The 19,425-nt window shown below is 59.4% G+C and carries 24 protein-coding genes and 1 pseudogene; 17 read left to right on the forward strand and 8 right to left on the reverse strand.

The window, feature by feature from the left end:
• Positions 1-12: 12 nt before the first annotated feature.
• Complete coding sequence (locus AC1DPR_RS07425; protein ID WP_018857176.1) at positions 13-846, reverse strand: universal stress protein; 834 nt, start codon at positions 844-846, stop codon at positions 13-15.
• Positions 847-1,040: 194 nt separating this feature from the next.
• On the opposite strand from AC1DPR_RS07425, the gene AC1DPR_RS07430 reads away from it, so the two are divergent.
• The 11 genes and pseudogenes from AC1DPR_RS07430 to AC1DPR_RS07480 all read left to right on the forward strand — a co-directional run bounded on the left by AC1DPR_RS07430 (position 1,041) and on the right by AC1DPR_RS07480 (position 10,629).
• Entirely contained in the window at positions 1,041-2,228 is a 1,188-nt protein-coding gene (locus tag AC1DPR_RS07430) for a glycine C-acetyltransferase (RefSeq protein ID WP_477816041.1), read from the forward strand.
• A 21-nt stretch (positions 2,229-2,249) separates the two neighbouring features.
• The gene (gene tdh, locus AC1DPR_RS07435; protein ID WP_018116225.1) at positions 2,250-3,287 is read left to right on the forward strand and encodes an L-threonine 3-dehydrogenase; all 1,038 of its coding nucleotides are present in this window, start codon (positions 2,250-2,252) and stop codon (positions 3,285-3,287) included.
• Between the two features lie 9 nt (positions 3,288-3,296).
• Positions 3,297-3,643 (forward strand): annotated as a pseudogene (locus AC1DPR_RS07440) (GFA family protein).
• A 56-nt stretch (positions 3,644-3,699) separates the two neighbouring features.
• Positions 3,700-3,975 (forward strand): hypothetical protein, encoded by a 276-nt coding sequence (locus AC1DPR_RS07445; protein WP_131815344.1) that lies wholly within the window; start codon positions 3,700-3,702, stop codon positions 3,973-3,975.
• 126 nt (positions 3,976-4,101) lie between these two features.
• Positions 4,102-6,153 carry an RNA polymerase sigma factor RpoD gene (rpoD, locus tag AC1DPR_RS07450; RefSeq protein ID WP_007534225.1) on the forward strand — a complete coding sequence of 684 codons (2,052 nt, stop codon included), beginning with the start codon at positions 4,102-4,104 and terminating at the stop codon, positions 6,151-6,153.
• A gap of 210 nt (positions 6,154-6,363) precedes the next feature.
• Positions 6,364-6,657 carry a GYD domain-containing protein gene (locus AC1DPR_RS07455; RefSeq protein WP_018116303.1) on the forward strand — a complete coding sequence of 98 codons (294 nt, stop codon included), beginning with the start codon at positions 6,364-6,366 and terminating at the stop codon, positions 6,655-6,657.
• 162 nt (positions 6,658-6,819) lie between these two features.
• Positions 6,820-8,025, forward strand: a complete 1,206-nt coding sequence (locus AC1DPR_RS07460; protein WP_477816042.1) for a DUF930 domain-containing protein — start codon at positions 6,820-6,822, stop codon at positions 8,023-8,025.
• Between the two features lie 80 nt (positions 8,026-8,105).
• A complete protein-coding gene (locus AC1DPR_RS07465; protein WP_018116301.1) occupies positions 8,106-8,267 on the forward strand; it encodes a hypothetical protein in 162 nt (53 codons plus the stop codon).
• 112 nt (positions 8,268-8,379) lie between these two features.
• Entirely contained in the window at positions 8,380-9,180 is an 801-nt protein-coding gene (locus AC1DPR_RS07470) for an AraC family transcriptional regulator (protein WP_018857172.1), read from the forward strand.
• 69 nt (positions 9,181-9,249) lie between these two features.
• Positions 9,250-10,137, forward strand: a complete 888-nt coding sequence (locus AC1DPR_RS07475) for a DMT family transporter (protein ID WP_025659302.1) — start codon at positions 9,250-9,252, stop codon at positions 10,135-10,137.
• A gap of 111 nt (positions 10,138-10,248) precedes the next feature.
• Entirely contained in the window at positions 10,249-10,629 is a 381-nt protein-coding gene (locus tag AC1DPR_RS07480; protein ID WP_018857170.1) for a DUF427 domain-containing protein, read from the forward strand.
• A gap of 186 nt (positions 10,630-10,815) precedes the next feature.
• Here the strand turns inward: AC1DPR_RS07480 and AC1DPR_RS07485 are convergent, their stop codons facing one another.
• On the reverse strand, positions 10,816-11,841 hold the full coding sequence (locus tag AC1DPR_RS07485; protein WP_025659304.1) for a porin: 1,026 nt from the start codon (positions 11,839-11,841) through the stop codon (positions 10,816-10,818).
• Between the two features lie 488 nt (positions 11,842-12,329).
• Here AC1DPR_RS07485 and AC1DPR_RS07490 point away from each other — a divergent pair, with 488 nt between their 5' ends.
• The 5 genes from AC1DPR_RS07490 to AC1DPR_RS07510 all read left to right on the forward strand — a co-directional run bounded on the left by AC1DPR_RS07490 (position 12,330) and on the right by AC1DPR_RS07510 (position 15,303).
• Entirely contained in the window at positions 12,330-13,325 is a 996-nt protein-coding gene (locus tag AC1DPR_RS07490; RefSeq protein WP_018857168.1) for a LysR substrate-binding domain-containing protein, read from the forward strand.
• 199 nt (positions 13,326-13,524) lie between these two features.
• Entirely contained in the window at positions 13,525-13,878 is a 354-nt protein-coding gene (locus AC1DPR_RS07495) for a DUF1428 domain-containing protein (protein WP_477816043.1), read from the forward strand.
• Positions 13,879-13,959: 81 nt separating this feature from the next.
• On the forward strand, positions 13,960-14,382 hold the full coding sequence (locus AC1DPR_RS07500; protein ID WP_477816044.1) for a secondary thiamine-phosphate synthase enzyme YjbQ: 423 nt from the start codon (positions 13,960-13,962) through the stop codon (positions 14,380-14,382).
• Between the two features lie 102 nt (positions 14,383-14,484).
• Positions 14,485-14,784: a hypothetical protein gene (locus AC1DPR_RS07505; RefSeq protein WP_018857165.1), complete on the forward strand. Its 300-nt coding sequence runs from the start codon at positions 14,485-14,487 to the stop codon at positions 14,782-14,784.
• 168 nt (positions 14,785-14,952) lie between these two features.
• Positions 14,953-15,303, forward strand: coding sequence for a hypothetical protein (locus AC1DPR_RS07510; protein WP_018116228.1), 351 nt, complete (start codon positions 14,953-14,955; stop codon positions 15,301-15,303).
• A gap of 80 nt (positions 15,304-15,383) precedes the next feature.
• Here the strand turns inward: AC1DPR_RS07510 and AC1DPR_RS07515 are convergent, their stop codons facing one another.
• The 3 genes from AC1DPR_RS07515 to AC1DPR_RS07525 form a co-directional block, all read right to left on the reverse strand.
• Positions 15,384-16,370, reverse strand: a complete 987-nt coding sequence (locus tag AC1DPR_RS07515) for a DMT family transporter (RefSeq protein WP_018857164.1) — start codon at positions 16,368-16,370, stop codon at positions 15,384-15,386.
• 117 nt (positions 16,371-16,487) lie between these two features.
• Positions 16,488-16,973 carry an NUDIX hydrolase gene (locus AC1DPR_RS07520; RefSeq protein ID WP_018857163.1) on the reverse strand — a complete coding sequence of 162 codons (486 nt, stop codon included), beginning with the start codon at positions 16,971-16,973 and terminating at the stop codon, positions 16,488-16,490.
• A gap of 60 nt (positions 16,974-17,033) precedes the next feature.
• Positions 17,034-17,294, reverse strand: coding sequence for a hypothetical protein (locus AC1DPR_RS07525; RefSeq protein WP_018116204.1), 261 nt, complete (start codon positions 17,292-17,294; stop codon positions 17,034-17,036).
• A gap of 378 nt (positions 17,295-17,672) precedes the next feature.
• Between AC1DPR_RS07525 and AC1DPR_RS07530 the strand changes: the two genes are divergently transcribed.
• Positions 17,673-18,161, forward strand: coding sequence for a GAF domain-containing protein (locus AC1DPR_RS07530; protein ID WP_169681517.1), 489 nt, complete (start codon positions 17,673-17,675; stop codon positions 18,159-18,161).
• A gap of 12 nt (positions 18,162-18,173) precedes the next feature.
• Here AC1DPR_RS07530 and AC1DPR_RS07535 read toward each other — a convergent pair whose 3' ends face one another.
• From AC1DPR_RS07535 to cydX, 3 genes are all read right to left on the reverse strand, one after another.
• Positions 18,174-18,524, reverse strand: a complete 351-nt coding sequence (locus AC1DPR_RS07535; RefSeq protein ID WP_018116210.1) for a ribbon-helix-helix domain-containing protein — start codon at positions 18,522-18,524, stop codon at positions 18,174-18,176.
• Between the two features lie 21 nt (positions 18,525-18,545).
• On the reverse strand, positions 18,546-19,142 hold the full coding sequence (locus tag AC1DPR_RS07540; protein WP_477816045.1) for a DJ-1/PfpI family protein: 597 nt from the start codon (positions 19,140-19,142) through the stop codon (positions 18,546-18,548).
• 172 nt (positions 19,143-19,314) lie between these two features.
• Positions 19,315-19,425 (reverse strand): cytochrome bd-I oxidase subunit CydX, encoded by a 111-nt coding sequence (gene cydX, locus AC1DPR_RS07545; RefSeq protein ID WP_018857158.1) that lies wholly within the window; start codon positions 19,423-19,425, stop codon positions 19,315-19,317.

The raw sequence follows: 19,425 nt of genomic DNA on the forward strand, positions 1-19,425 counted from the left end.
TTTTACCAAACTTTACCGAGATAGAAACATCGGAACGGTGCTGTCTTTCAGCATGGACTGTGTTACGCCACCGAAGAGGCGTTGCTGCAGGCGTGGGTGGTTATAGGCACCCATCACGATGAGATCTGCCGCGACATCGAGGGCGTGCTGCCTCAATGCCTCGTCCACCCGCCGTCCGCCGCTGGGCACGCGGTCAACTTCGACATTGATCCCATGCCGCGCAAGATAGGCCGCGATGTCGGCTCCAGGTTCCTCACCGTTTGCTGTTGCTGAAGAGACCGGATCAATAAGTGTCACGTGAACCGTGTCGCTGGCTTTCAGGAAATCCAGGGATTGCCGCGCCGCACGGGCGGCTTCGTTGCTGGAGTCCCAAGCAAGCAATACCGACTTCGGAGACGTCGTCATCGATCTCTTGGCGGGATTGATCAAAATCGGGGTCGGCGATTGAAAGAGTGCTCCGTCGATAACGCGTTTTCGCAGGGGCTCGTTGCGCGCCGTCTGAGCCTCGACAAGAACCAGGTCCGCATAAAGGGAACGTTCGGCGATGTCGTCATCGACCCAGGCGAACTCTGTGTAGATTTCCTGCACATCGCTTGAAAGATCGGCGTTCCGCAGTTCCGCTTTGACTGCCGCAGCTTCTTCGCCGAGGTGTTCGATTTCGCGCTGCTGCTCGTCGAGCCACGCTGTGGAGATCGCCTGGTATGTTGCGATCGCGGGCACGGCACCCATGCTCATCACAAGCGCTGTCAGATGTGCGTCGTGACCCTCGCAGAACTTCACGGCGTTGCTGAGGTCGTCGGCCCAATGGTCGACGCCGAGAACAGCTAGAACGGTTTTGATCGTCATTTTGACCCGCCTTTCTGTTGGATGAAGCCGATTCTACTCCTTTCGCGCCGACCTGCATTGATCTCTGTCAAAATCGTACCGCGGATATGCTTTGGCGAACTATGGCGGCGAAATCCGGCGTTGACGACGGCAAGACAGGCTCTTGGCTATGTGCTAGTGCAGGGCATCGGGAAACATCACAAGAAGGGCATTCAATGACCTTGGAATTCCTCTCCTACCTCCGCACCGAACTTGCCGCACTGAAGGATGCCGGACTTTACAAGTCCGAGCGCGTCATCACCTCCAAGCAGGCAGGCGAGATTGCCGTTGCCTCCGGCGAGCGCGTGCTGAACTTCTGCGCCAACAACTATCTCGGGCTCGCTGATAATGAGGAGCTTGTCGAAGCGGGGAAGAAGGCGCTCGACCGCTATGGCTACGGCATGGCGTCGGTGCGCTTTATCTGCGGTACACAGGAAGAGCACAAACAGCTCGAGGCCCGCATTTCCTCCTTCCTCGGCATGGAAGACACGATCCTCTATTCCTCTTGTTTCGACGCCAATGGCGGTCTCTTCGAGACGCTGCTCGGCGAGGAGGATGCAATCATCTCCGACGCGCTGAACCACGCCTCGATCATCGATGGCGTGCGTCTCTCCAAGGCGAAGCGCTTCCGCTATGCCAACAACGACATGACGGCGCTGGAGGAAGAGCTGAAGAAGGCGGAAGGCAGCCGCTTCAAGCTGATCGCTACTGATGGTGTCTTCTCGATGGACGGCATTATTGCCAACCTGCAGGGCGTCTGCGACCTCGCCGAGAAATATGGTGCGATGGTCATGGTCGACGACAGCCACGCCGTCGGCTTCGTCGGGAAGCATGGGCGCGGGTCAGCCGAGCATTGCGGGGTTGAGGGCCGGGTCGACATCATCACCGGCACGCTCGGGAAGGCGCTCGGCGGTGCCTCCGGCGGCTATACTTCGGCAAAGGCGGAAATCGTCGACTGGCTGCGGCAGCGGTCGCGCCCCTATCTGTTCTCGAACACGCTGGCACCGGTAATTGCGGCTGCGTCGCTCAAGGTCTTCGATCTCATCGAGAACGGTGATGCGCTGCGCGAGCGGTTGGCAGCCAATGCGGCGCTGTTCCGCTCCGAAATGACGAAGCTCGGCTTCACCTTGGCGGGCGAGGGGCATCCGATCATTCCTGTCATGCTTGGCGACGCCAAGCTGGCGCAGGACATGGCGGCGCTCATGCTGAAGAAGGGCGTCTATGTGATCGGCTTCTCCTTCCCTGTCGTGCCAAAGGGACAGGCGCGCATCCGCACGCAGATGTCGGCGGCGCATTCACGTGCAGATGTCGAGCGGACGATTGCGGCCTTTGCCGAAGCCGGCCGCGAACTCGGTGTCATTTAAAGGGTTTGGGAGAGTTAGATCATGTCGAACATGATGAAGGCGCTGGTCAAGGCGAAGCCGGAGGTGGGGCTTTGGATGGAACATGTCCCGGTTCCCGAGGTCGGACCGAACGACGTGTTGATCAAGGTGAAGAAATCCGCGATCTGCGGTACCGATGTCCATATCTGGAACTGGGACCAGTGGGCGCAGAAGACCATTCCTGTGCCGATGGTCGTCGGCCATGAATTCTGCGGAGAGATCGCTGAGATCGGCTCGGCGGTTACGAAATACCATGTCGGTGAACGTGTTTCCGGCGAGGGGCATATCGTCTGCGGCAAGTGCCGCAACTGTCGTGCGGGCAGGGGCCACCTCTGCCGCAACACGCTCGGCGTCGGCGTCAACCGCCCCGGCTCGTTCGGAGAGTTCGTCTGCATTCCCGAGGCGAATGTGGTGCCGATTCCGGACGATATTTCCGATGAGATCGCCGCGATCTTCGACCCGTTTGGCAACGCGGTGCATACAGCTCTTTCCTTCGATCTCGTCGGCGAGGATGTGCTTGTCACCGGCGCGGGCCCGATCGGCATCATGGGGGCGCTGGTCGCCAAGCGATCGGGCGCCCGCAAGGTGGTCATAACAGACATCAACCCGCATCGGCTTGATCTCGCCCGCAAGCTCGGCATCGATTATGTCGTCGATGCCTCGAAGGAGAACCTCACCGACGTGATGAAGTCGATCGGAATGACCGAGGGCTTCGACGTCGGGCTTGAAATGTCCGGCGCTGCGCCGGCCTTTCGCGACATGATCGACAAGATGAACAATGGCGGCAAGATCGCGATCCTCGGCATTGCGCCTGCCGGCTTCGAGATCGACTGGAACAAAGTCATCTTCAAGATGCTTAACCTGAAGGGCATCTACGGTCGCGAGATGTTCGAGACTTGGTACAAGATGATTGCTTTCGTGCAGGGCGGGCTGGATTTGTCGCCCGTTATCACGCACCGGATCGGGATCGATGAGTTCCGGGAGGGATTCGAGGCGATGCGCTCGGGCAATTCAGGCAAGGTGGTTATGGACTGGAACTGAGGAGGATCGATGCAGTACGAAGGAAGCTGCCATTGCGGCAACATCGCATTTGAGGAGGAGGGGAGTTCACCTCCGCCCTTGATTGCAATTGTTCGCTATGCCGACGGCGCGGAGGGCTGCTCGCCTTCGTTCCCCGCGACAAGTTCACCCTGAGAACGCCGCGTGAGAAGCTGTCCACCTATACGTTCAATACCCACACGATCCAGCACCGCTTTTGCGGCACTTGCGGCATCGCTCCCTTCGCGGAAGCTAAGATGCCTGACGGTGCCGAGATGGCCTGCATCAACGTTCGCTGCATTCCCGCTGTTGATCTTGCAAGTCTGGAGATCCAGCCCTGGGATGGGCAGTCGCATTAAGCTTCGACGGAGGTCGAACAAAACAAACGGCGGGCACGTCGAATCTTGGCGGCGACTTGGCTGTTCAGGAAGAATGCCTGCTGCTCTTGTCTTCTCGTGGTGACATCCTATTTATGGTTGGCAATCGCTTGGGCGGTTCCGGGCCTGTGGATAAGGCTTTTTCCGGGTTTTGTGAGGCTTTTTTGCTAGAAAAGCTTGACGAGAACAAAAAATGTGGGAATCACCGTTCGACTTGGAAAGCGGTGAACTGGGTCAAGGGCGGATCGCACAACCATGGCCGGACATTTGATGACAATGAAGCTCTGTCGTCCGGCGCCGGCAATCGTGGTTAATCAGGCATTAAATCTCATCCCGTTAGGTGAGACTAGGTGATTCGAGACGGTCGTTTGCGGCGTATCGGCTGCGTGCGGCCGTTCACTGCGACGAGTTTGAATAGCGTCAGGAAGGCGACGACATAAATGGCAACCAAGGTCAAAGAAAACGAAGAAGCGGAAGTCGAACGCGACGGCGGCACCGACGGCCCTCTTCTCGATCTTTCCGATGACGCGGTCAAGAAGATGATCAAGGCCGCGAAGAAGCGCGGCTATGTAACGATGGACGAGTTGAACGCCGTCCTGCCGTCAGAAGAAGTGACGTCCGAGCAGATCGAAGACACGATGTCGATGTTGTCGGACATGGGCATCAACGTCATCGAAGACGAAGAAGCCGAGGAAGCCACGGCCGGCGGCGACGATGATGATTCCGGCTCCGACGACGAGAGCGAAGGCGGCGAGCTCGCACCTTCCGGCGGCACTGCCCTTGCGACCGCCAAGAAGAAGGAACCGACCGACCGCACCGACGATCCGGTTCGCATGTATCTGCGCGAAATGGGCTCGGTGGAGCTGCTGTCGCGCGAAGGCGAAATTGCGATCGCAAAGCGCATCGAGGCCGGCCGCGAAACCATGATCGGCGGCCTCTGCGAAAGCCCGCTGACGTTCCAGGCGCTGATCATCTGGCGCGATGAGCTCAACGAAGGCACGACGCTGCTTCGCGAGATCATCGACCTCGAAACCACCTATTCCGGCCCGGAAGCCAAGGCTGCACCGCAGTTCCAAAGCCCCGAGAAGATCGAGGCTGACCGCAAGGCCGCCGAAGAGAAGGAAAAGACGCGCCGCGTCCGTTCTGGCGACGACGACATCACCAATGTCGGCGGCGAAGGCCTTCCTCCGGAAGAGGAAGAAGAAGACGAAGACGAGTCCAACCTGTCGCTCGCCGCTATGGAAGCGGAACTGCGCCCGCAGGTCATGGAAACGCTCGACATCATCGCCGAGACCTACAAGAAGCTGCGCAAGCTTCAGGACCAGCAGGTCGAGCAGCGGCTCGCTGCCACCGGCACGCTGTCGTCTGCCCAGGAGCGCCGGTACAAGGAGCTCAAGGATGAGCTCATCAAGGCCGTCAAGTCTCTGTCGCTGAACCAGAACCGCATCGACGCCCTCGTCGAGCAGCTTTACGACATTAACAAGCGCCTCGTTCAGAACGAAGGCCGCCTGCTGCGTCTCGCTGAATCCTACGGCGTCAAGCGCGACTCGTTCCTCGAGCAGTATCAGGGCGCCGAACTCGATCCGAACTGGATGAAGTCGATCGGCAATCTGGCGGCACGCGGCTGGAAGGAATTCGCCAAGGGCGAAAACACGACGATCCGCGACATCCGCCAGGAGATCCAGAATCTCGCAACGGAAACCGGCATCTCGATCTCGGAATTCCGCCGCATCGTGCACATGGTGCAGAAGGGCGAGCGCGAAGCCCGCATCGCCAAGAAGGAAATGGTCGAAGCGAACCTTCGCCTCGTCATCTCCATCGCCAAGAAGTACACGAACCGTGGTCTGCAGTTCCTCGACCTCATTCAGGAGGGCAACATCGGCCTGATGAAGGCGGTCGACAAGTTCGAATACCGCCGCGGCTACAAGTTCTCGACTTACGCGACGTGGTGGATCCGTCAGGCGATCACCCGTTCCATCGCCGACCAGGCCCGCACGATCCGTATTCCGGTGCATATGATCGAAACGATCAACAAGATCGTCCGCACGTCGCGCCAGATGCTGCACGAAATCGGTCGCGAGCCGACGCCGGAAGAACTGGCCGAAAAGCTTGCCATGCCGCTCGAAAAGGTCCGCAAGGTCCTGAAGATCGCCAAGGAGCCGATCTCGCTCGAAACCCCTGTCGGTGACGAAGAGGATTCACACCTCGGCGATTTCATCGAGGACAAGAACGCGCTGCTGCCGATCGACGCCGCCATCCAGGCGAATCTGCGCGAAACGACGACCCGCGTTCTGGCATCACTGACGCCGCGCGAAGAGCGCGTGCTGCGCATGCGTTTCGGCATCGGCATGAACACCGACCATACGCTCGAGGAAGTCGGTCAGCAGTTCTCGGTTACCCGCGAACGTATCCGTCAGATCGAAGCGAAGGCGCTGCGCAAGCTGAAGCACCCGAGCCGTTCGAGAAAGCTTCGCAGCTTCCTGGACAGCTAAGCTTCCACCTTCGACTGGAAACATCCAAGAGCCGGGCCTTGTGCCCGGCTTTTGCTTTTCTGGCACCCTTGCGGGCCGTGGCATTTCTTGTTGTCGCATGGGGACAGGAGTAAGGTAGACACTACGGGGGACAGGACCGACCACAGCGCGTGAGCGAAGGTCGCCATAGCCTGTTGCGTAGGGCCAAGACCCTCCGGTGGGAGGTGTGCAATGACCACTTACATCGTGCTTATTAATTGGACGGATCAGGGCATTCGCAACGTTCGCGACTCGGCAAAGCGCCTGGACGCGGCAAAGAAGCTGCTTGGCGACATGGGCGGCTCCTTCCAGAATTTCTTCCTTACCTTGGGCGATCACGACATGGTTGCTGTCTGCGAGGCGCCTGACGATGCTGTCATGGCGCGCTTCGGGCTGTCGCTTGGGATGGCGGGTAATGTGCGCACCAAGACGCTAAAGGCGTTTCCGGAGGCTGCCTATCGCGAGATCATAGGCTCGCTCGGATAGCCCTTGACCTTCTCGCAGAGGCGAATACGCGCAAACATGTGGAGGACGTGCCGCGCGAAAACGGTTGCGTTCGCGTGGCACGAGGCTTTTTTGTTTTACGGCTTGATGATGCCTTCTTAAAAGGCCACATCGGTAGCGTGGCGCAGGGCATCGTTCGTAGGCATGCAGCAGACTTCGGGAAAGAAATGGGGAGCATTCGGCTGGGGCATCTTTGCCTCCGTTCTGCTGCACCTTGCCGTCGTCGGCTTCTTTCTCGTGAAGCTGCCCGTACCTGCGCCTCAGCCGGAGGAGGAAACCGTCAGCGTCGACCTCGTGCCACCGCCAGAAGAAAAGAAACCAGAGGAAAAGAAACCCGAGGAGAAGCTGCCGGAATTGAAGATGCCGGAAGAGCCCAAGCCAGAGGAGCCGAAACCCGAGGAGAAGAAGGCAGAGGAAAAGCCGGCCGAGAAGCCGCCGGAACCGCCGAAGCAAGAGAAGGCCGAGCAGCCGCCGCCTCCGCCACCACCGCCTCCGCCGCCGGAGCAGGCAAAGACGCCGGAAGAGAAACCGCCGGAAAAACCACCGGAAGCAGCAGCTGCAGAGGATGCCAAGTCCAAGGAGCAGTCTGGCAAGGGGCAGCCGCTGCCGGTGCTGCGCCCGGTGACGGAATTTGGCGACAAGGATTCCGGCCCGGAGAAATCGACCGAGGGGGATGCTTCCGTCGCGGGTGTAAAGTCTGATACGCCGAAGCCTTCACCTGAACCCAAGCCTGAAACCCAGGAAGATCAGGTGAAACCGGAGCAAACGACAGAGGCAGCCAAGACACCTGAAAGCAAGGAACCGCCGGCCAATCCGGTCCCTGATGATGTCGACCTGCCGCGGGTCGACCTGGCGGAAAGCCATGCCGAGAAGAACGGTCCAGCCGCCGGCGCCGAAAGCGAGGCCAAGACCAGCTTTGAGCAGGGCAAACCGCCCAATGCAACGAAGCCCGATGCGACGGCAACCGCACAGGCGGACAAGCCCGTCGAGCTGACGGAGGCGAAGACATTGTTCTCGCAGAATATGACGAATGATCCAGTAGCGAGAACCGCAATGGGCGATCTGCCGCGGAGTGTTCGTGTCGACCAACTCTGCGGCACGGAGCTTCGGCAGCAGCTGATGCATGGTTCCCCGTCATATCGGCCGGAACTCCTGCCATCCTACCGCTTGTCAAAGGGCACCGTTCTCCAGGTCCGGAAAGGCGCATTTCGGGCTGCGGGCCGCTGGTATGATGTCAGTTTCCGTTGCGAGGTGGACGATGGGGCCACGAAAATCCAATCGTTCAGCTTTGCCGTCGGCAATCCGGTTCCAAGGAGCGAATGGGCGAGCCGCCGTTTCCCGATGGACTAGCGTTCACCAGTTCGGCGCAAGACAGTCCCTTTAACCCTTTCCCATCGCCACATGTCGGTGGCGCGTGAAAGGACAATGAGATGTCGAACGAAATCGAGCGCTTCTTCGAACTGCAGGATGAAGCGACCAAGGCTGCCTTTTTCGAGAATCGCGGAGACGAGCTCACCGATATCCTGGTTGCCGCGCTCGATGATGTCTGGGCGATTCTGGCAGACAAGGATCTGGGCGAAACGCTCCATTGAGCACTTTGGCCAGCATGATCGCTTGAGGCGATGGGCAGCGAGGGGTGTCGCTTGCCGTTGTTTTCGGTGGCTTCGGCTGGCACTATGCGGCTTCATCTCTGAAAGCCCACTCATGGCCCGCAGTCAATTTCGCATGTTCAGGTCGGCGGTTGCCGGCATTGAGGCCGTGGCTGCCAGTAGCGGCCGGAGCTTCGCGCGCCATACTCATGAGCAGTTCGGCATCGGGCTGGTTTCGTCAGGTGCGCAGAAATCGCTGAGCGGGCGTGGGATGGTCGAGGCTGGTGCCGGCGACATCATCACGGTCAATCCGAACGAAGTGCATGATGGCACGCCGATCGGTGAGGGCAGGTCGTGGCGAATCCTCTACTTCGACCCTGCGGTGATCACTGCCAACCTCTCCGAAGTTACAGGGGGACGACGATCGGCGGTCGAGATTGCGCATCCGGTGCTGCATGACAAGGCGATCGCGGCGCACTTCGAGGCAGTTTTTGCGCTCTTGACCAACGAGGGAGGGCGGCAACTGCAGCTGGAGCAAGTCCTGCTTGAACTCGTCGCCCGCGTCTTTGCGGAGGCCGTCCCGAACGATCGGCCGGGTGCACCCCAGGCCATTCGGACCGCGCAGGAAATGATCGACTGCGATCCTACAGCGGCAATCTCTCTGTCCGACCTGGCCCGTGCGAGCCGGCTCAGCCGGTTTCAGGTATTGCGGGGTTTCGCGAAAGCAACCGGCATGACGCCACATGCCTATCTGGTCCAGCGCCGCATCCATCTTGCGCGGCGTCTGATCGCGGGCGGCGCACCCTTGGCGGAGGCCGCCATTGCCAGCGGCTTCGTCGACCAAAGCCACATGACGCGCGTGTTTGTGCGGAAGTATGGGGTCTCTCCGCGCGCCTATGCCAATGCGGTCGCCTGACTGCGCTGCAATTTCATACAAGATCGCTAGATAATTATGGTCTTTCTTCTGCGCAAACAGGAGAAGGCGATGCAGCGACATTTGCAAGGTTACCTCTATCTGACTCTGGCGATGATCACGGTTGGCAGCACCGTTATCGCAAGCCGGGTCATTGCGTCAGGCATGCCGCCGTTCACGGCGACAGCTCTGCGCTTCGCCGCTGCCTTCCCGTTCTTCCTGCTTTTGATGGGTATGACCGGGACCCGCCTGCCAAGCTTGCCGCTTCGCGACTGGATCATCGTCTTCGTTCAGGCCGGTGCGGGCAGTGTTGGCTACACGACCTTGCTGATCTCAGGCCTGAAGCTGACCACCGCGGCCGACGCGGGCGTCATCATCGGGACGTTGCCGGTTGTCGCCGGGGCGCTTTCCGTCGTTGTTCTGCGCGAAAAGCCTCGTTCGTCGATGGTGTTGGCGATCGTGCTGGCGACAACCGGCGTTTTGTTCATCGCGCTTTCACCCGATGCCGGAAGTGGATCCCTGCCTGGCAACGCACTGGTTTTCGGAGCCGTGATCTGCGAAAGCCTGTTCATACTCCTGAACAAGAACCTCAGCACACCGATCTCGGCGCTGACGCAGTCTGCATTGATGACGGGGATTGGCTTCGGCGTCGCCATGGTGGCGGCCGTCTTGGCAGAAGGTGTGCCACGGGAATTCTCGGCAGGTGCGATGTCGGCAGTGATCTACTACGCGCTGGTGCCGACCGTTGTCGGTTTCATCCTTTGGTATGCCGGGGCGGAGCGTGTGAGCGGCGTCGAGGCGTCGCTTTTCACCGCAGTCGCACCGGTTTCCGCGTTATTGATGGCCTTCGTGATACTCGGTGAGCCGCTGCATTCCAACCAAGTTGCCGGCGTCGGCTGCGTGCTGGCGGCTGTCCTAGGACTCGGCTTGTTTCAGCGACGGGCGATGGCGGCAAAGTAGCGTTGTTTGCCGGTGCCGTTCACGGGCGGCGGAAGCGAGGACCCGCCACGGCCGCTCCTGCAATTTGATGGCGCGGCTCCTATATCTGAGTTCTGGCCGAAGGAGCTGCCGATGTCTGCACAATCGATGAAGATACCCGGTCCCGATCACCCGATTACCGTCACGCCCAATCCTGCGCGCGTCGTCATAAAGCTGCGCGGGCAGGCTATTGCCGATAGTCGCAATGCGTTGTCGCTGAAGGAAGCGTCCTATCCTGCCGTTCAGTACATACCGCGCGCTGATGTCGATATGGCGCTTCTCACCCGGAGTGATCACCATACCTACTGCCCGTATAAGGGCGAGGCGTCGTATTTCAACATTGTTTTGGGCGGTGCGGAGGTCGTGAATGCGATCTGGACCTATGAAAGTCCGTATGCCGCTGTCAGCGAGATCAAGGAGCACCTCGCTTTCTATCCCGATCGGGTCGACTCGGTTGAGGAGTTTCCGGGCTAGTGCAGCTCATGGGCGAAACGCCGAATAAGGTAGTGTTCGCCGCGGAGCCGCGGATTCTTGGGAGGAAACAAGGACGGTCCGGCAGGGAAACCGGACCAGTCCCCGTAACTGATCGGAGGTCAATCGGATCAGAAAACGCAGTACCAGGCGGCGCCCTAGGTTGATCCAGGGCGCCGGGGAGTTTGATTAGAACGCGCGCTGCAGGCGGAAGAAGCCCTTCGTTACTTCGTCAGCGTCGTCCGGATCGGTGTAGTCGACGGTTGCCTTGGCATAGAGATTGTCGACGATCTGGTAGTCGACCGTGATGCCGACCTTCCAGGCATCGCCGAGGCCGTCGAACGAGTTGCCGTGGAAGGTGTCGAGATCGGGAACGTAGTTGCCGAAGTACTGGGCCATCGGGGTGATGGTCCACTTGTCGGTCGCCTTGATCGCGTATTCTGCCGCAACAGTCCATTCCGACTGAGAGTAGTAGGAGTTCGGACCAGATGCATAGACACCTGCCAGGCCGAGGGTGCCAGGGCCGATATCAGCGAAGATCATGCCTCGAACAGCGCCTTCTTCGTTGTCGGTGTCGTAGCCGCCGATGAGCTGGTAGCTGACTACGCCAGCCTTGCCGCCAACGCCGAGGGCGACGCCAACGTTGTTCGGGTTTTCACCGTCCTTGAAGTAGCCGTCTTCCAGTTCGTCTACGCTGATGCCGGCGTAGAAATCGCCGTTTTCATACTGGTAGCGAATGGAGTTGTGCAGGGTTTCAAAGCTGGAGAGAACGTCCGGCTCGCCGGAAAGGTCGTCATCCCACCAGCTGTAGAACAGACCAGCGCGGAAGCCGGCGATGTCGATATATGCCGAGTCCAGGGTCGAGTTGGTCGAAGCGTTGTCGCCGTTGTTACGGAGAACGATAACGCCGGTGAGCGGACCATACTCGGTGTCGCTCTTGGCGGTGAACTGAACCTGAGCGCGCGTACGGGCGTTCCAGTCCGAGGTGCCCTTCTGATCCGGGCCGCCATAGACTTCAAAACGCAGGTAACCGCTGACCTTGAGGCAGGTTTCGGTGCCCGGGATGTAGAAGTAGCCCGTGCCGTACGCGTCGCAGACGCGGACGTATTCAACTGGCTCGGGTTCAGCTGCGACGATTGCGTCAGCAGCAAAGACCGGCGTGGACGCAGCAGCAAATGCTGCGGCGGAGGTCAGCAAAGCCATCCGTATGTTCATTTGAAAATCCATTTCCTTTTCGAGTGAACTGCCACCGTGGGAGACGGGGCGGTTCCGATAGTCTGCCTTTCGGCTGGCGGATCAGCGAACCGCCGAAGCCTTAATTTCATCCCTGATTAAATCTATCAATTCTCCCGGTATGAAAATCCCTCGTTGAGACAGCCGTTTGGCTCTTTGTGTGGTTTTTATGTAACAATATCAATCACTTAGGCGCAAAGACACCTTGCGCCGCAACTCTGCGGGGCATCGCGGTGGCCGGTGCTGTTTTCGGAGGCTCGTGGGAGCGCGTCTGGCGCCATCATTGCAATGGCGCCAAAGGAAATCTCCCCGCAGATAGTCCCGCCGCCGGTCGAACTGAAGGGCGCTGATTGGAACGCAGTGTTCCAAATTTGGAACGAAATCTTGTTCGTGGCGGTTGGCATCATCTGCCGGGACAGGTAAGCGATAACGGGCCGCCGGCCTGTCGTGCTTACTGAAAGGGGTGCCCCATGCTCAATGCAGAGGGTGTTTTCCAGGATCTGAACGATTTCGTCTATTTTGCCGCAGTTGTTCGTCACAACGGCTTTTCCGCCGCCGGGCGGGTGCTGAACATGCCGAAATCAAAGCTCAGCCGGCACATCACTGCGCTGGAGACGCGGCTTGGTGTCAGGCTGCTCGAGCGAACGGTCAACCGGTTCCGGGTGACGGAAATCGGACGCGCCTTCTACAATCACTGCGAAAACATGCTGCGCGAAGCCGATCGCGCCGCCAAGGCGATCAACGATGCAACCGGCGAGCCACAGGGGCAAATCCGCATAAGCGTGCCGCACGGATTGCTGGACGGCTCTCTTGGCACCATGATCCCGGAGTTTCTCAATAGATACCCCAAGGTGCAGCTGCAGATACTCACCACGGATCGGCGAGTCGACATCATCGATGAGCGCCTTGATCTTGCAGTTCGGGCGCAATTGACCGAGGAGACCGATTCTGAACTGACGATGCGAGTGCTCAGCAAGGTGGATTTGATCCTTGTGGCCAACCAGAAGGTTGCGAGCTCGCTGCCGTCGATCGAAGGCGTCGAATGTCTTGCCGATGCACCAACGGTATCGTTTGCCGGGCCGATGACGGAGTGGCAGGATTTGGATGTCTGGGAATTCACCGGACCGGATGGCACTCGATACCGGCACCAGCACAAGCCACGCATGAGTTGCCGCAGCGTGTCGGCGATTCTAGAGGCTATCTATGCCGGGGTCGGGGTAGGGCTTTTGCCCGACCACATCTGCGCCGAGGGGATACGCGACGGCCGGTTGGTCCGCCTTCTGCCGGATTACCGGATGTCGCAGGCCACGATCTATCTCGTCTTTACGGCCTCTCGAGGACTGCCGACTGCGGTTCGGGCGCTCGTCGACTTTCTCGTGGAACAGTTCCGAACGCTGCGCGTCACCACGCAGTGCCAGGAGGCCGACATGCAGGCGCAGCGGCTTATCGAGTTGTCCGGCGCTTAGCCCGCGCCCGAGCGCAGCGACGCCGATCTTCGCCATTCGCCGCGCCCTAGAGAAGCTGTCGACAGTCGGCTCGAAATTATTCCCGGCGGCAATTCTCTTGCCTATCGCCGATCCTGCCTAATCTTAAGTTGAAGAGGGATGTCGGTCCAAGCCGCCTCCGTTCGTCCTTGGACGCGCAACAACGCTAAGGGAGAAAAACATGTCCTATGTCGATGGGTTCGTCGTGGCTGTGCCGCAGAAGAACATCGAGGCGTACAAGGCCTTTTCCGCCACCACCGGCGCAGTCTGGAAGTCCTATGGGGCCAAGGAATATGTCGAATGCATCGCCGATGATGTGCCATATGGGGAACTGACCTCGTTTCCCCGTGCGGTCCAGGCGGCAGATGATGAAGTCGTGATCTTTTCCTGGATCGTCTATAGCTCACGCCAGGACCGGGACGACATCATGAAGAAGGTGATGGCAGACCCGCGTCTTCAAGTTGACGCGTGGAAGTCCATCTTCGATGGCAAACGGATGATTTTCGGTGGATTCGTTCCCTTCCTGCAGCTTTGAGAGTTCGGAGGAAATGCGGTACTGACATAAGGTCAGCCGAACGTCTCGCCTCGCAAGAGATATGCAAGTGGAACATCGTTCATGCCCCAGAAGATCATCAGCATTTCCACCAGGGGGCAAGGATTGTACGAGTTTACAGCAGAAGCAGCATCTTTCGTTCGCGCCACTGGCGCGGCCGAAGGGCTGCTGACGGTTTTCGTGCGCCACACCTCATGCTCGCTGCTCATCCAGGAAAACGCCGACCCGGATGTTCGCACCGACCTCGACGGATTCTTCCGTCGATTGGTGCCACCCAGTTCCGATCCTTCGATGCGTTGGATTGTCCATACGACGGAGGGTCCCGACGATATGCCCGCGCATATCAAAGCCGCGTTGACGCAGGTTTCCATCGGCGTTCCGGTTATCGGCGGTCGGCTCGCACTCGGCACATGGCAAGGAATCTACCTGTTCGAACACCGCGACAGGCCGCATCGGCGCGAGATCGTGCTGCATCTCGGCGGCTGAACCTGAACTGAACGGCCAGTTCGAAGATCATTCATTTTCATAGGGTTATGGTCTGCACAATCCCGTACGGGAGATGTAAGCAACCATTTAGAGAGTCGTATCATGACCCATTTCATCACCAAGGCTTCCTTTGCCGCTCTTATCGCATTGGCCTCGATTCCGTTCGCTACGCCGAATGCCTCGGCTTCGGAATGGGGACGTCCACCAGTCCATGTTCAGCACCGTCCAATGCATGCCTGCTCGCCCGTGCAGGCGGTTCAGAAGGCACGTTGGTCGGGTCTGCGCTCAGCGCGCGTCACCAACGTTACGCCGCGCCGTGTCGTCGTTTCGGGCCGCGACCATCGCGGCTGGGACCAGATGGTCTTCGCCAACGTTCGCGGTTGCCCCGTGATCCGCCGCTAAATGACTTCGTCCACAATGGCGCCCTCGGCTTGCCTTGCCCGCGCCATTTTCGGCCTGCTCTGTGCGAATCGCATATGAATGCGCAAATCCGGAAGGGTTGGACATGACCTTGCCGGCAAGAGTGTAGCGAATGGGGAAGGCCTTTGCCGTACCCGAGGGAGAATTTCGATGATGCAATTTCTGGCCAAGGCCGGCCTTGCGACGTTGCTCGTTGTCGGCACGGTTGCCGGGGTGACTGCGCCGGCTTCCGCCCAGGTAGACGTCTATATTGGTAGTGGCCGCCCGCCACCGCCTCCGGGTTACTACCGCCCGCCACCGCCCGACTATAACCGCCCGCCGCCGCGTGGCCGCGGCTGTGACCCGCGGCTGGCAGAAGACATCGCACGTGACTACGGCTTCCGTCGTGCACGTGTGGTCGACGTCACGCCTCGCCGTGTGATCGTCGAGGGCTGGACGCGCCGCGGCGCGGACGAAATCAGCTTCGCCAACGCCCGCGGCTGCCCGGTCCTGCGCCGCTGACGGCGACGATCGCCAGACCCTGAGAAAATAGAAAACCGCCCTCGCAAACGTCTTTCGACTTCGGCAAGGGCGGTTTCTTTTTAGGCTTGAGGAATCGCGTGCGAAGCCGTTTGAGCCGGTTGCTCAATGTCGCCGGTCTCGTCGGTTGAGGTCGCAAGCGACGCCTGATTGTCAGCGGAAACGACCGCCCGCGGCAGCGGCGTGCCGCGTTTCTTTTCACGAGCCAGCGTCAGCAAGCCCGAACAGATGATGAGAACGATGCCGGCAGCCATTGCAAGGTCGATGGCGTCGTGGAAGATCAAATATCCGAACGCGATGGCCCAAAGCATCTGGCTATACTGTGGAGGCGCAACGAGATTGGCCGGCGCCAGCCTGGCCGCGGTCATCAGCATGACGTTGCCCGCCCCACCGAGCAGGCCGTAGCTTGCAATGAACAGCCATTGGCGCGGAGTTGGAACGACCATCTCCGAGAGCATCAATATGCCGCTGACGGCAAGTGTGCCAAGCAGCGCTGCACCGTACAGCGACAGGCGCTTTTCGGCGGGCCCCATCTTTCGCATGATGACGATCGAGATTGCCGCAACCAGGCCGCCGATTGCCGCCGCAAGGTGACCAGCGGACAACTCGCGAAAACCCGGACGCAGCACGATCAGAACGCCGATGAAACCGACGACCACGGCCGCCCAGCGCTGCCAGCGCACATCTTCGCCGAGAAAGATGACGGACAGAATGGTTACGAAGGACGGCAGAAGAAACAGCAGACAGAAAGCCTCGGCCATCGGGAGCTTTGTGAATGTAATGATCGAAGCTATTGCTCCTATCGCGCCGCAAAAGAATCTCATCAGCCACAGAGTACGGTTCGTGCTCCTGACGATATCGAGCCAGGAATCATCCCTGTCTTTGATGAAGGGCAATGCGGCGCAACCGAACAGCGCGCCGATGAAGGCGATCTGATAGGCGGGCACGCCGCCATGCAGGATCTTGATCGATGCGTCACTGAACGCGAACACGGCATAGGCGCCAAACGCGACGAGAACACCGCGCGTTGCTGAAGAGAGGGCTGTCATGAATCAGATTCGTCCGGGAGGAGAGACTTCCAACTTTTACGGACAGCTGGCGGCAAAGCGATTGCCGATTGCGAATAGCTGCCATGCGCAATCGCAAGCCCAGGCTCTCACCGGCCTTCAGGTCGCATATACCTCCAGCGGGCTCTGCAACCGCCGTCGAAGGAAATCCGCGAGCAGCGGTTGCTGCCCTTTCAGGATCTTTTGCTCCGCATCCGGTAGTGTGAACCATTCGGCTCGGTCGACTTCGGGAAATTCCGCCATCACGCCGGAGCGCGGCGGCCACTCCATCTGAAAGTGATTGCTGGCAATGGCTTTGAGATCGGTGTCGGCCTCGATGGCCCAGGCGACGACAATCTTGCCACCGGGTTGTTTGTATTCCCCGAGATGGTGAAAACTGCCTTCGACGTCTACGCCCAACTCCTCGCGGGTTTCACGTCTTGCGGCATCAAGCTCATCTTCGTCCTCTTCCACGAGGCCCTTGGGGATCGACCACGCGCCGATGTCCTTCTTAGCCCAGTAGGGGCCTCCGGGATGAACCAGGAGGACCTCGTAGCTACCATCGCGGAGGCGGTAGATCAGCAGGCCTGCACTCCGCTTGGCCATCTCGACTGCATCCTTTTGCTCTGGGAGGAACGCTGGGCGTGAAGGCCCAGCGTGCTGCTTTTAATTTGGGGTCTGGCGAAGGGCCACGCCATAGTCGCGGTAAACGCTCAGGCAATCGGTATAGCTAAGCGAGCCGTTCTCGCCGTAAATGACATGGGCGCTGGACGCGCTGGTTGCCGCTTCCTCCGATACGAAAAGGATCGCCTCGCCAAGTGATTTTCCCGTGATCGGGAGTTCGGTGCCATCTTCCTGCATGATACCTTCAATGATTGCCGCTATCTGGCGGTGGCTAAAGACCGCCCGTCTGTCTTCCGGTGTCATCGTTCTTACCTCTGCTTGAAATCAATGGATCTATCTGCCCAGCCGAAGCGGTTTCATGACTTCGTGCGCAGCTCTGGTCGACATAGCTGCTCCGCTCGTCGGAATGCCCTAACAATGAGGGGCGGCAGGCGCGTTACCTGACCATCGCCCGATATCGCCGTGTGCGCAAACCGCAGCTGCCGGCCGACTTGGGTCACGACCGCAATAGGTCGTGATAGGGAACTAGATAGAGTCGGATCATCGACCGACAAGGTGGCTGGCGATAACTATCACCATCTAGTGACACAGTGCTCCGTCCCGGCCATCACGATTGCGTTTGGCAATCGGCATGCGTGTCACTATATCGACGCTCACCACAAAAACAGAAGCGACACGGACATGTTTCAACCTGCGACCATTAATTCCGCCAGCAAGGCCGATTTTTACGGGGAGCTCAGCCAGCAACTGAAGGGCTTGCTGCACGGAGAAAGCGATACGATCGCCAACGCCGCGAACACCTCGGCTCTCATGTTCGAAATGATGCCGGATCTGAATTGGGCTGGCTTCTACTTCCTGAAGTCGGACAGCGAGCTGGTCCTCGGGCCGTTCCAGGGCAAGGCGGCATGTGTCCGCATTGCCGTTGGCCGGGGAGTTTGCGGGTCGGCTGTGGAGAAGGGGACTTCGATCCTCGTGGAGGACGTGCATGCATTTCCCGGGCATATCGCCTGCGATGCTGCGTCCCGTTCGGAACTCGTCGTGCCGCTCCATCACAACGGCAAGATCCTCGGTGTCATCGATCTCGACAGCCCGACTGCGTCCCGCTTCGACGCTGAAGATCAGGCCGGTGTCGAGGCTATAGCGCGGATTTTCGTCGAGGCGAGCTACTGAACCCTTTCGGGCTCAGTGATATTTCTCCCGCTCGCGAACGAGGATTGCCGGAGCATTCAGCCCGGCAATCGGTTGGTTGACATCCGCCGGGATATCTCCTGTCAGCTGGAGATCGAGGTAACGCGCGCAGCACACCCTCAGGAAAGACGTGAAGTTCCCGAGATCGTGGCCGGCATCGATGGATTCGTGATGCAACCTGGTAATCAGCTGCGTAACGTTCATGCGGTCTCGCCTGGCGATCTCTTCCAGTTTCGACCAGAAGAAGTTTTCCAGTCGAACGCTTGTCACCATGCCATCAATCCGCAACGATCGAGTCGTGCTCTCCCAGAGCTTCGCGTCCGCCTTGATGAACAGCTCGCACATCTCGTCTCTCCCTCCGTCTCCTCAGGCGGCGTCCGTTTGTAGCAGCGCCGATGCGTCCAGCACAGCCATGAATTGCCGTAACCAGGAGGGATGTGCCGGCCATGCCGGTGCGGTGACGAGGTTGCTGTCCGAGACCGCGTCGCTGATGGCGATATCCGCGTAAATGCCGCCGGCGAGTTCGACTTCCGGGCGGCAAGCGGGATAGGCCGAGCAGGTGCGGCCCTTGAGGACACCGGCTGCGGCAAGGAGCTGAGCGCCGTGGCAGATCGCCGCTACAGGCTTGCCGGCCTCGAAGAAGTGCCGGACGGCTTTGATGACATCAGGGTTGAGGCGCAGATACTCGGGCGCGCGACCGCCAGGGATCACGAGCGCGTCGTAATCTTCAGCGCGAATACTGGAGAAGGTTGCGTTGAGCGCGAAGTTGTGACCGCGCTTCTCGGAATAGGTCTGATCGCCTTCGAAATCATGGATAGCGGTCGCGACTGTCTCGCCGGCATTCTTGCCGGGGCACGCAGCGTGAACCGTATAGCCGCAGGCGAGCAGCGTCTGGAATGGGACCATCGTTTCATAGTCCTCGGTGAAGTCGCCGGTAATCATCAGAATCTTCGAAGCTGGCATCTTTTTCCTCCCAAAACCAACGGGAGGAGCTTAGCAAGGCAGGCGAGCGAACGGGTACTAAGGGAATACTACAGCCGAGATTCCGATGAGGCCGCGCACGCAAAAAGCAAAGGGGAAGCACCGGTCGAGCGCGTCCCCGTCTGTTCTATTGCCAGGCAGACAAAAAAAGTCGCTATTGCTTCTTCTTTTTTGCCTCGTCGTCCATCAGTTCATACCACATGGCGTTGAGGACGGCGAAGGCGGCGGCCAGAGGCAAGCCGAGGATCCATGCGAAGTACCACAT

It is taken from the genome of Rhizobium sp. 01T417 (genome assembly GCF_056398905.1).

What these genes read in the sequence shown, in the direction of transcription:
- AC1DPR_RS07425 (WP_018857176.1), bottom strand. Translation starts at nt 846, where the DNA reads ATGACGATCAAAACCGTTCTAGCTGTTCTCGGCGTCGACCATTGGGCC.
- cydX (WP_018857158.1), bottom strand. Translation starts at nt 19,425, where the DNA reads ATGTGGTACTTCGCATGGATCCTCGGCTTGCCTCTGGCCGCCGCCTTC.
- AC1DPR_RS07530 (WP_169681517.1), top strand. Translation starts at nt 17,673, where the DNA reads ATGTTTCAACCTGCGACCATTAATTCCGCCAGCAAGGCCGATTTTTAC.
- AC1DPR_RS07460 (WP_477816042.1), top strand. Translation starts at nt 6,820, where the DNA reads ATGCAGCAGACTTCGGGAAAGAAATGGGGAGCATTCGGCTGGGGCATC.
- AC1DPR_RS07495 (WP_477816043.1), top strand. Translation starts at nt 13,525, where the DNA reads ATGTCCTATGTCGATGGGTTCGTCGTGGCTGTGCCGCAGAAGAACATC.
- AC1DPR_RS07465 (WP_018116301.1), top strand. Translation starts at nt 8,106, where the DNA reads ATGTCGAACGAAATCGAGCGCTTCTTCGAACTGCAGGATGAAGCGACC.
- AC1DPR_RS07500 (WP_477816044.1), top strand. Translation starts at nt 13,960, where the DNA reads ATGCCCCAGAAGATCATCAGCATTTCCACCAGGGGGCAAGGATTGTAC.
- AC1DPR_RS07515 (WP_018857164.1), bottom strand. Translation starts at nt 16,370, where the DNA reads ATGACAGCCCTCTCTTCAGCAACGCGCGGTGTTCTCGTCGCGTTTGGC.
- AC1DPR_RS07505 (WP_018857165.1), top strand. Translation starts at nt 14,485, where the DNA reads ATGACCCATTTCATCACCAAGGCTTCCTTTGCCGCTCTTATCGCATTG.
- AC1DPR_RS07525 (WP_018116204.1), bottom strand. Translation starts at nt 17,294, where the DNA reads ATGACACCGGAAGACAGACGGGCGGTCTTTAGCCACCGCCAGATAGCG.
- AC1DPR_RS07455 (WP_018116303.1), top strand. Translation starts at nt 6,364, where the DNA reads ATGACCACTTACATCGTGCTTATTAATTGGACGGATCAGGGCATTCGC.
- rpoD (WP_007534225.1), top strand. Translation starts at nt 4,102, where the DNA reads ATGGCAACCAAGGTCAAAGAAAACGAAGAAGCGGAAGTCGAACGCGAC.
- AC1DPR_RS07535 (WP_018116210.1), bottom strand. Translation starts at nt 18,524, where the DNA reads ATGTGCGAGCTGTTCATCAAGGCGGACGCGAAGCTCTGGGAGAGCACG.
- AC1DPR_RS07480 (WP_018857170.1), top strand. Translation starts at nt 10,249, where the DNA reads ATGTCTGCACAATCGATGAAGATACCCGGTCCCGATCACCCGATTACC.
- AC1DPR_RS07485 (WP_025659304.1), bottom strand. Translation starts at nt 11,841, where the DNA reads ATGAACATACGGATGGCTTTGCTGACCTCCGCCGCAGCATTTGCTGCT.
- AC1DPR_RS07490 (WP_018857168.1), top strand. Translation starts at nt 12,330, where the DNA reads ATGCTCAATGCAGAGGGTGTTTTCCAGGATCTGAACGATTTCGTCTAT.
- AC1DPR_RS07430 (WP_477816041.1), top strand. Translation starts at nt 1,041, where the DNA reads ATGACCTTGGAATTCCTCTCCTACCTCCGCACCGAACTTGCCGCACTG.
- AC1DPR_RS07475 (WP_025659302.1), top strand. Translation starts at nt 9,250, where the DNA reads ATGCAGCGACATTTGCAAGGTTACCTCTATCTGACTCTGGCGATGATC.
- AC1DPR_RS07520 (WP_018857163.1), bottom strand. Translation starts at nt 16,973, where the DNA reads ATGGCCAAGCGGAGTGCAGGCCTGCTGATCTACCGCCTCCGCGATGGT.
- AC1DPR_RS07510 (WP_018116228.1), top strand. Translation starts at nt 14,953, where the DNA reads ATGATGCAATTTCTGGCCAAGGCCGGCCTTGCGACGTTGCTCGTTGTC.
- AC1DPR_RS07470 (WP_018857172.1), top strand. Translation starts at nt 8,380, where the DNA reads ATGGCCCGCAGTCAATTTCGCATGTTCAGGTCGGCGGTTGCCGGCATT.
- AC1DPR_RS07540 (WP_477816045.1), bottom strand. Translation starts at nt 19,142, where the DNA reads ATGCCAGCTTCGAAGATTCTGATGATTACCGGCGACTTCACCGAGGAC.
- tdh (WP_018116225.1), top strand. Translation starts at nt 2,250, where the DNA reads ATGTCGAACATGATGAAGGCGCTGGTCAAGGCGAAGCCGGAGGTGGGG.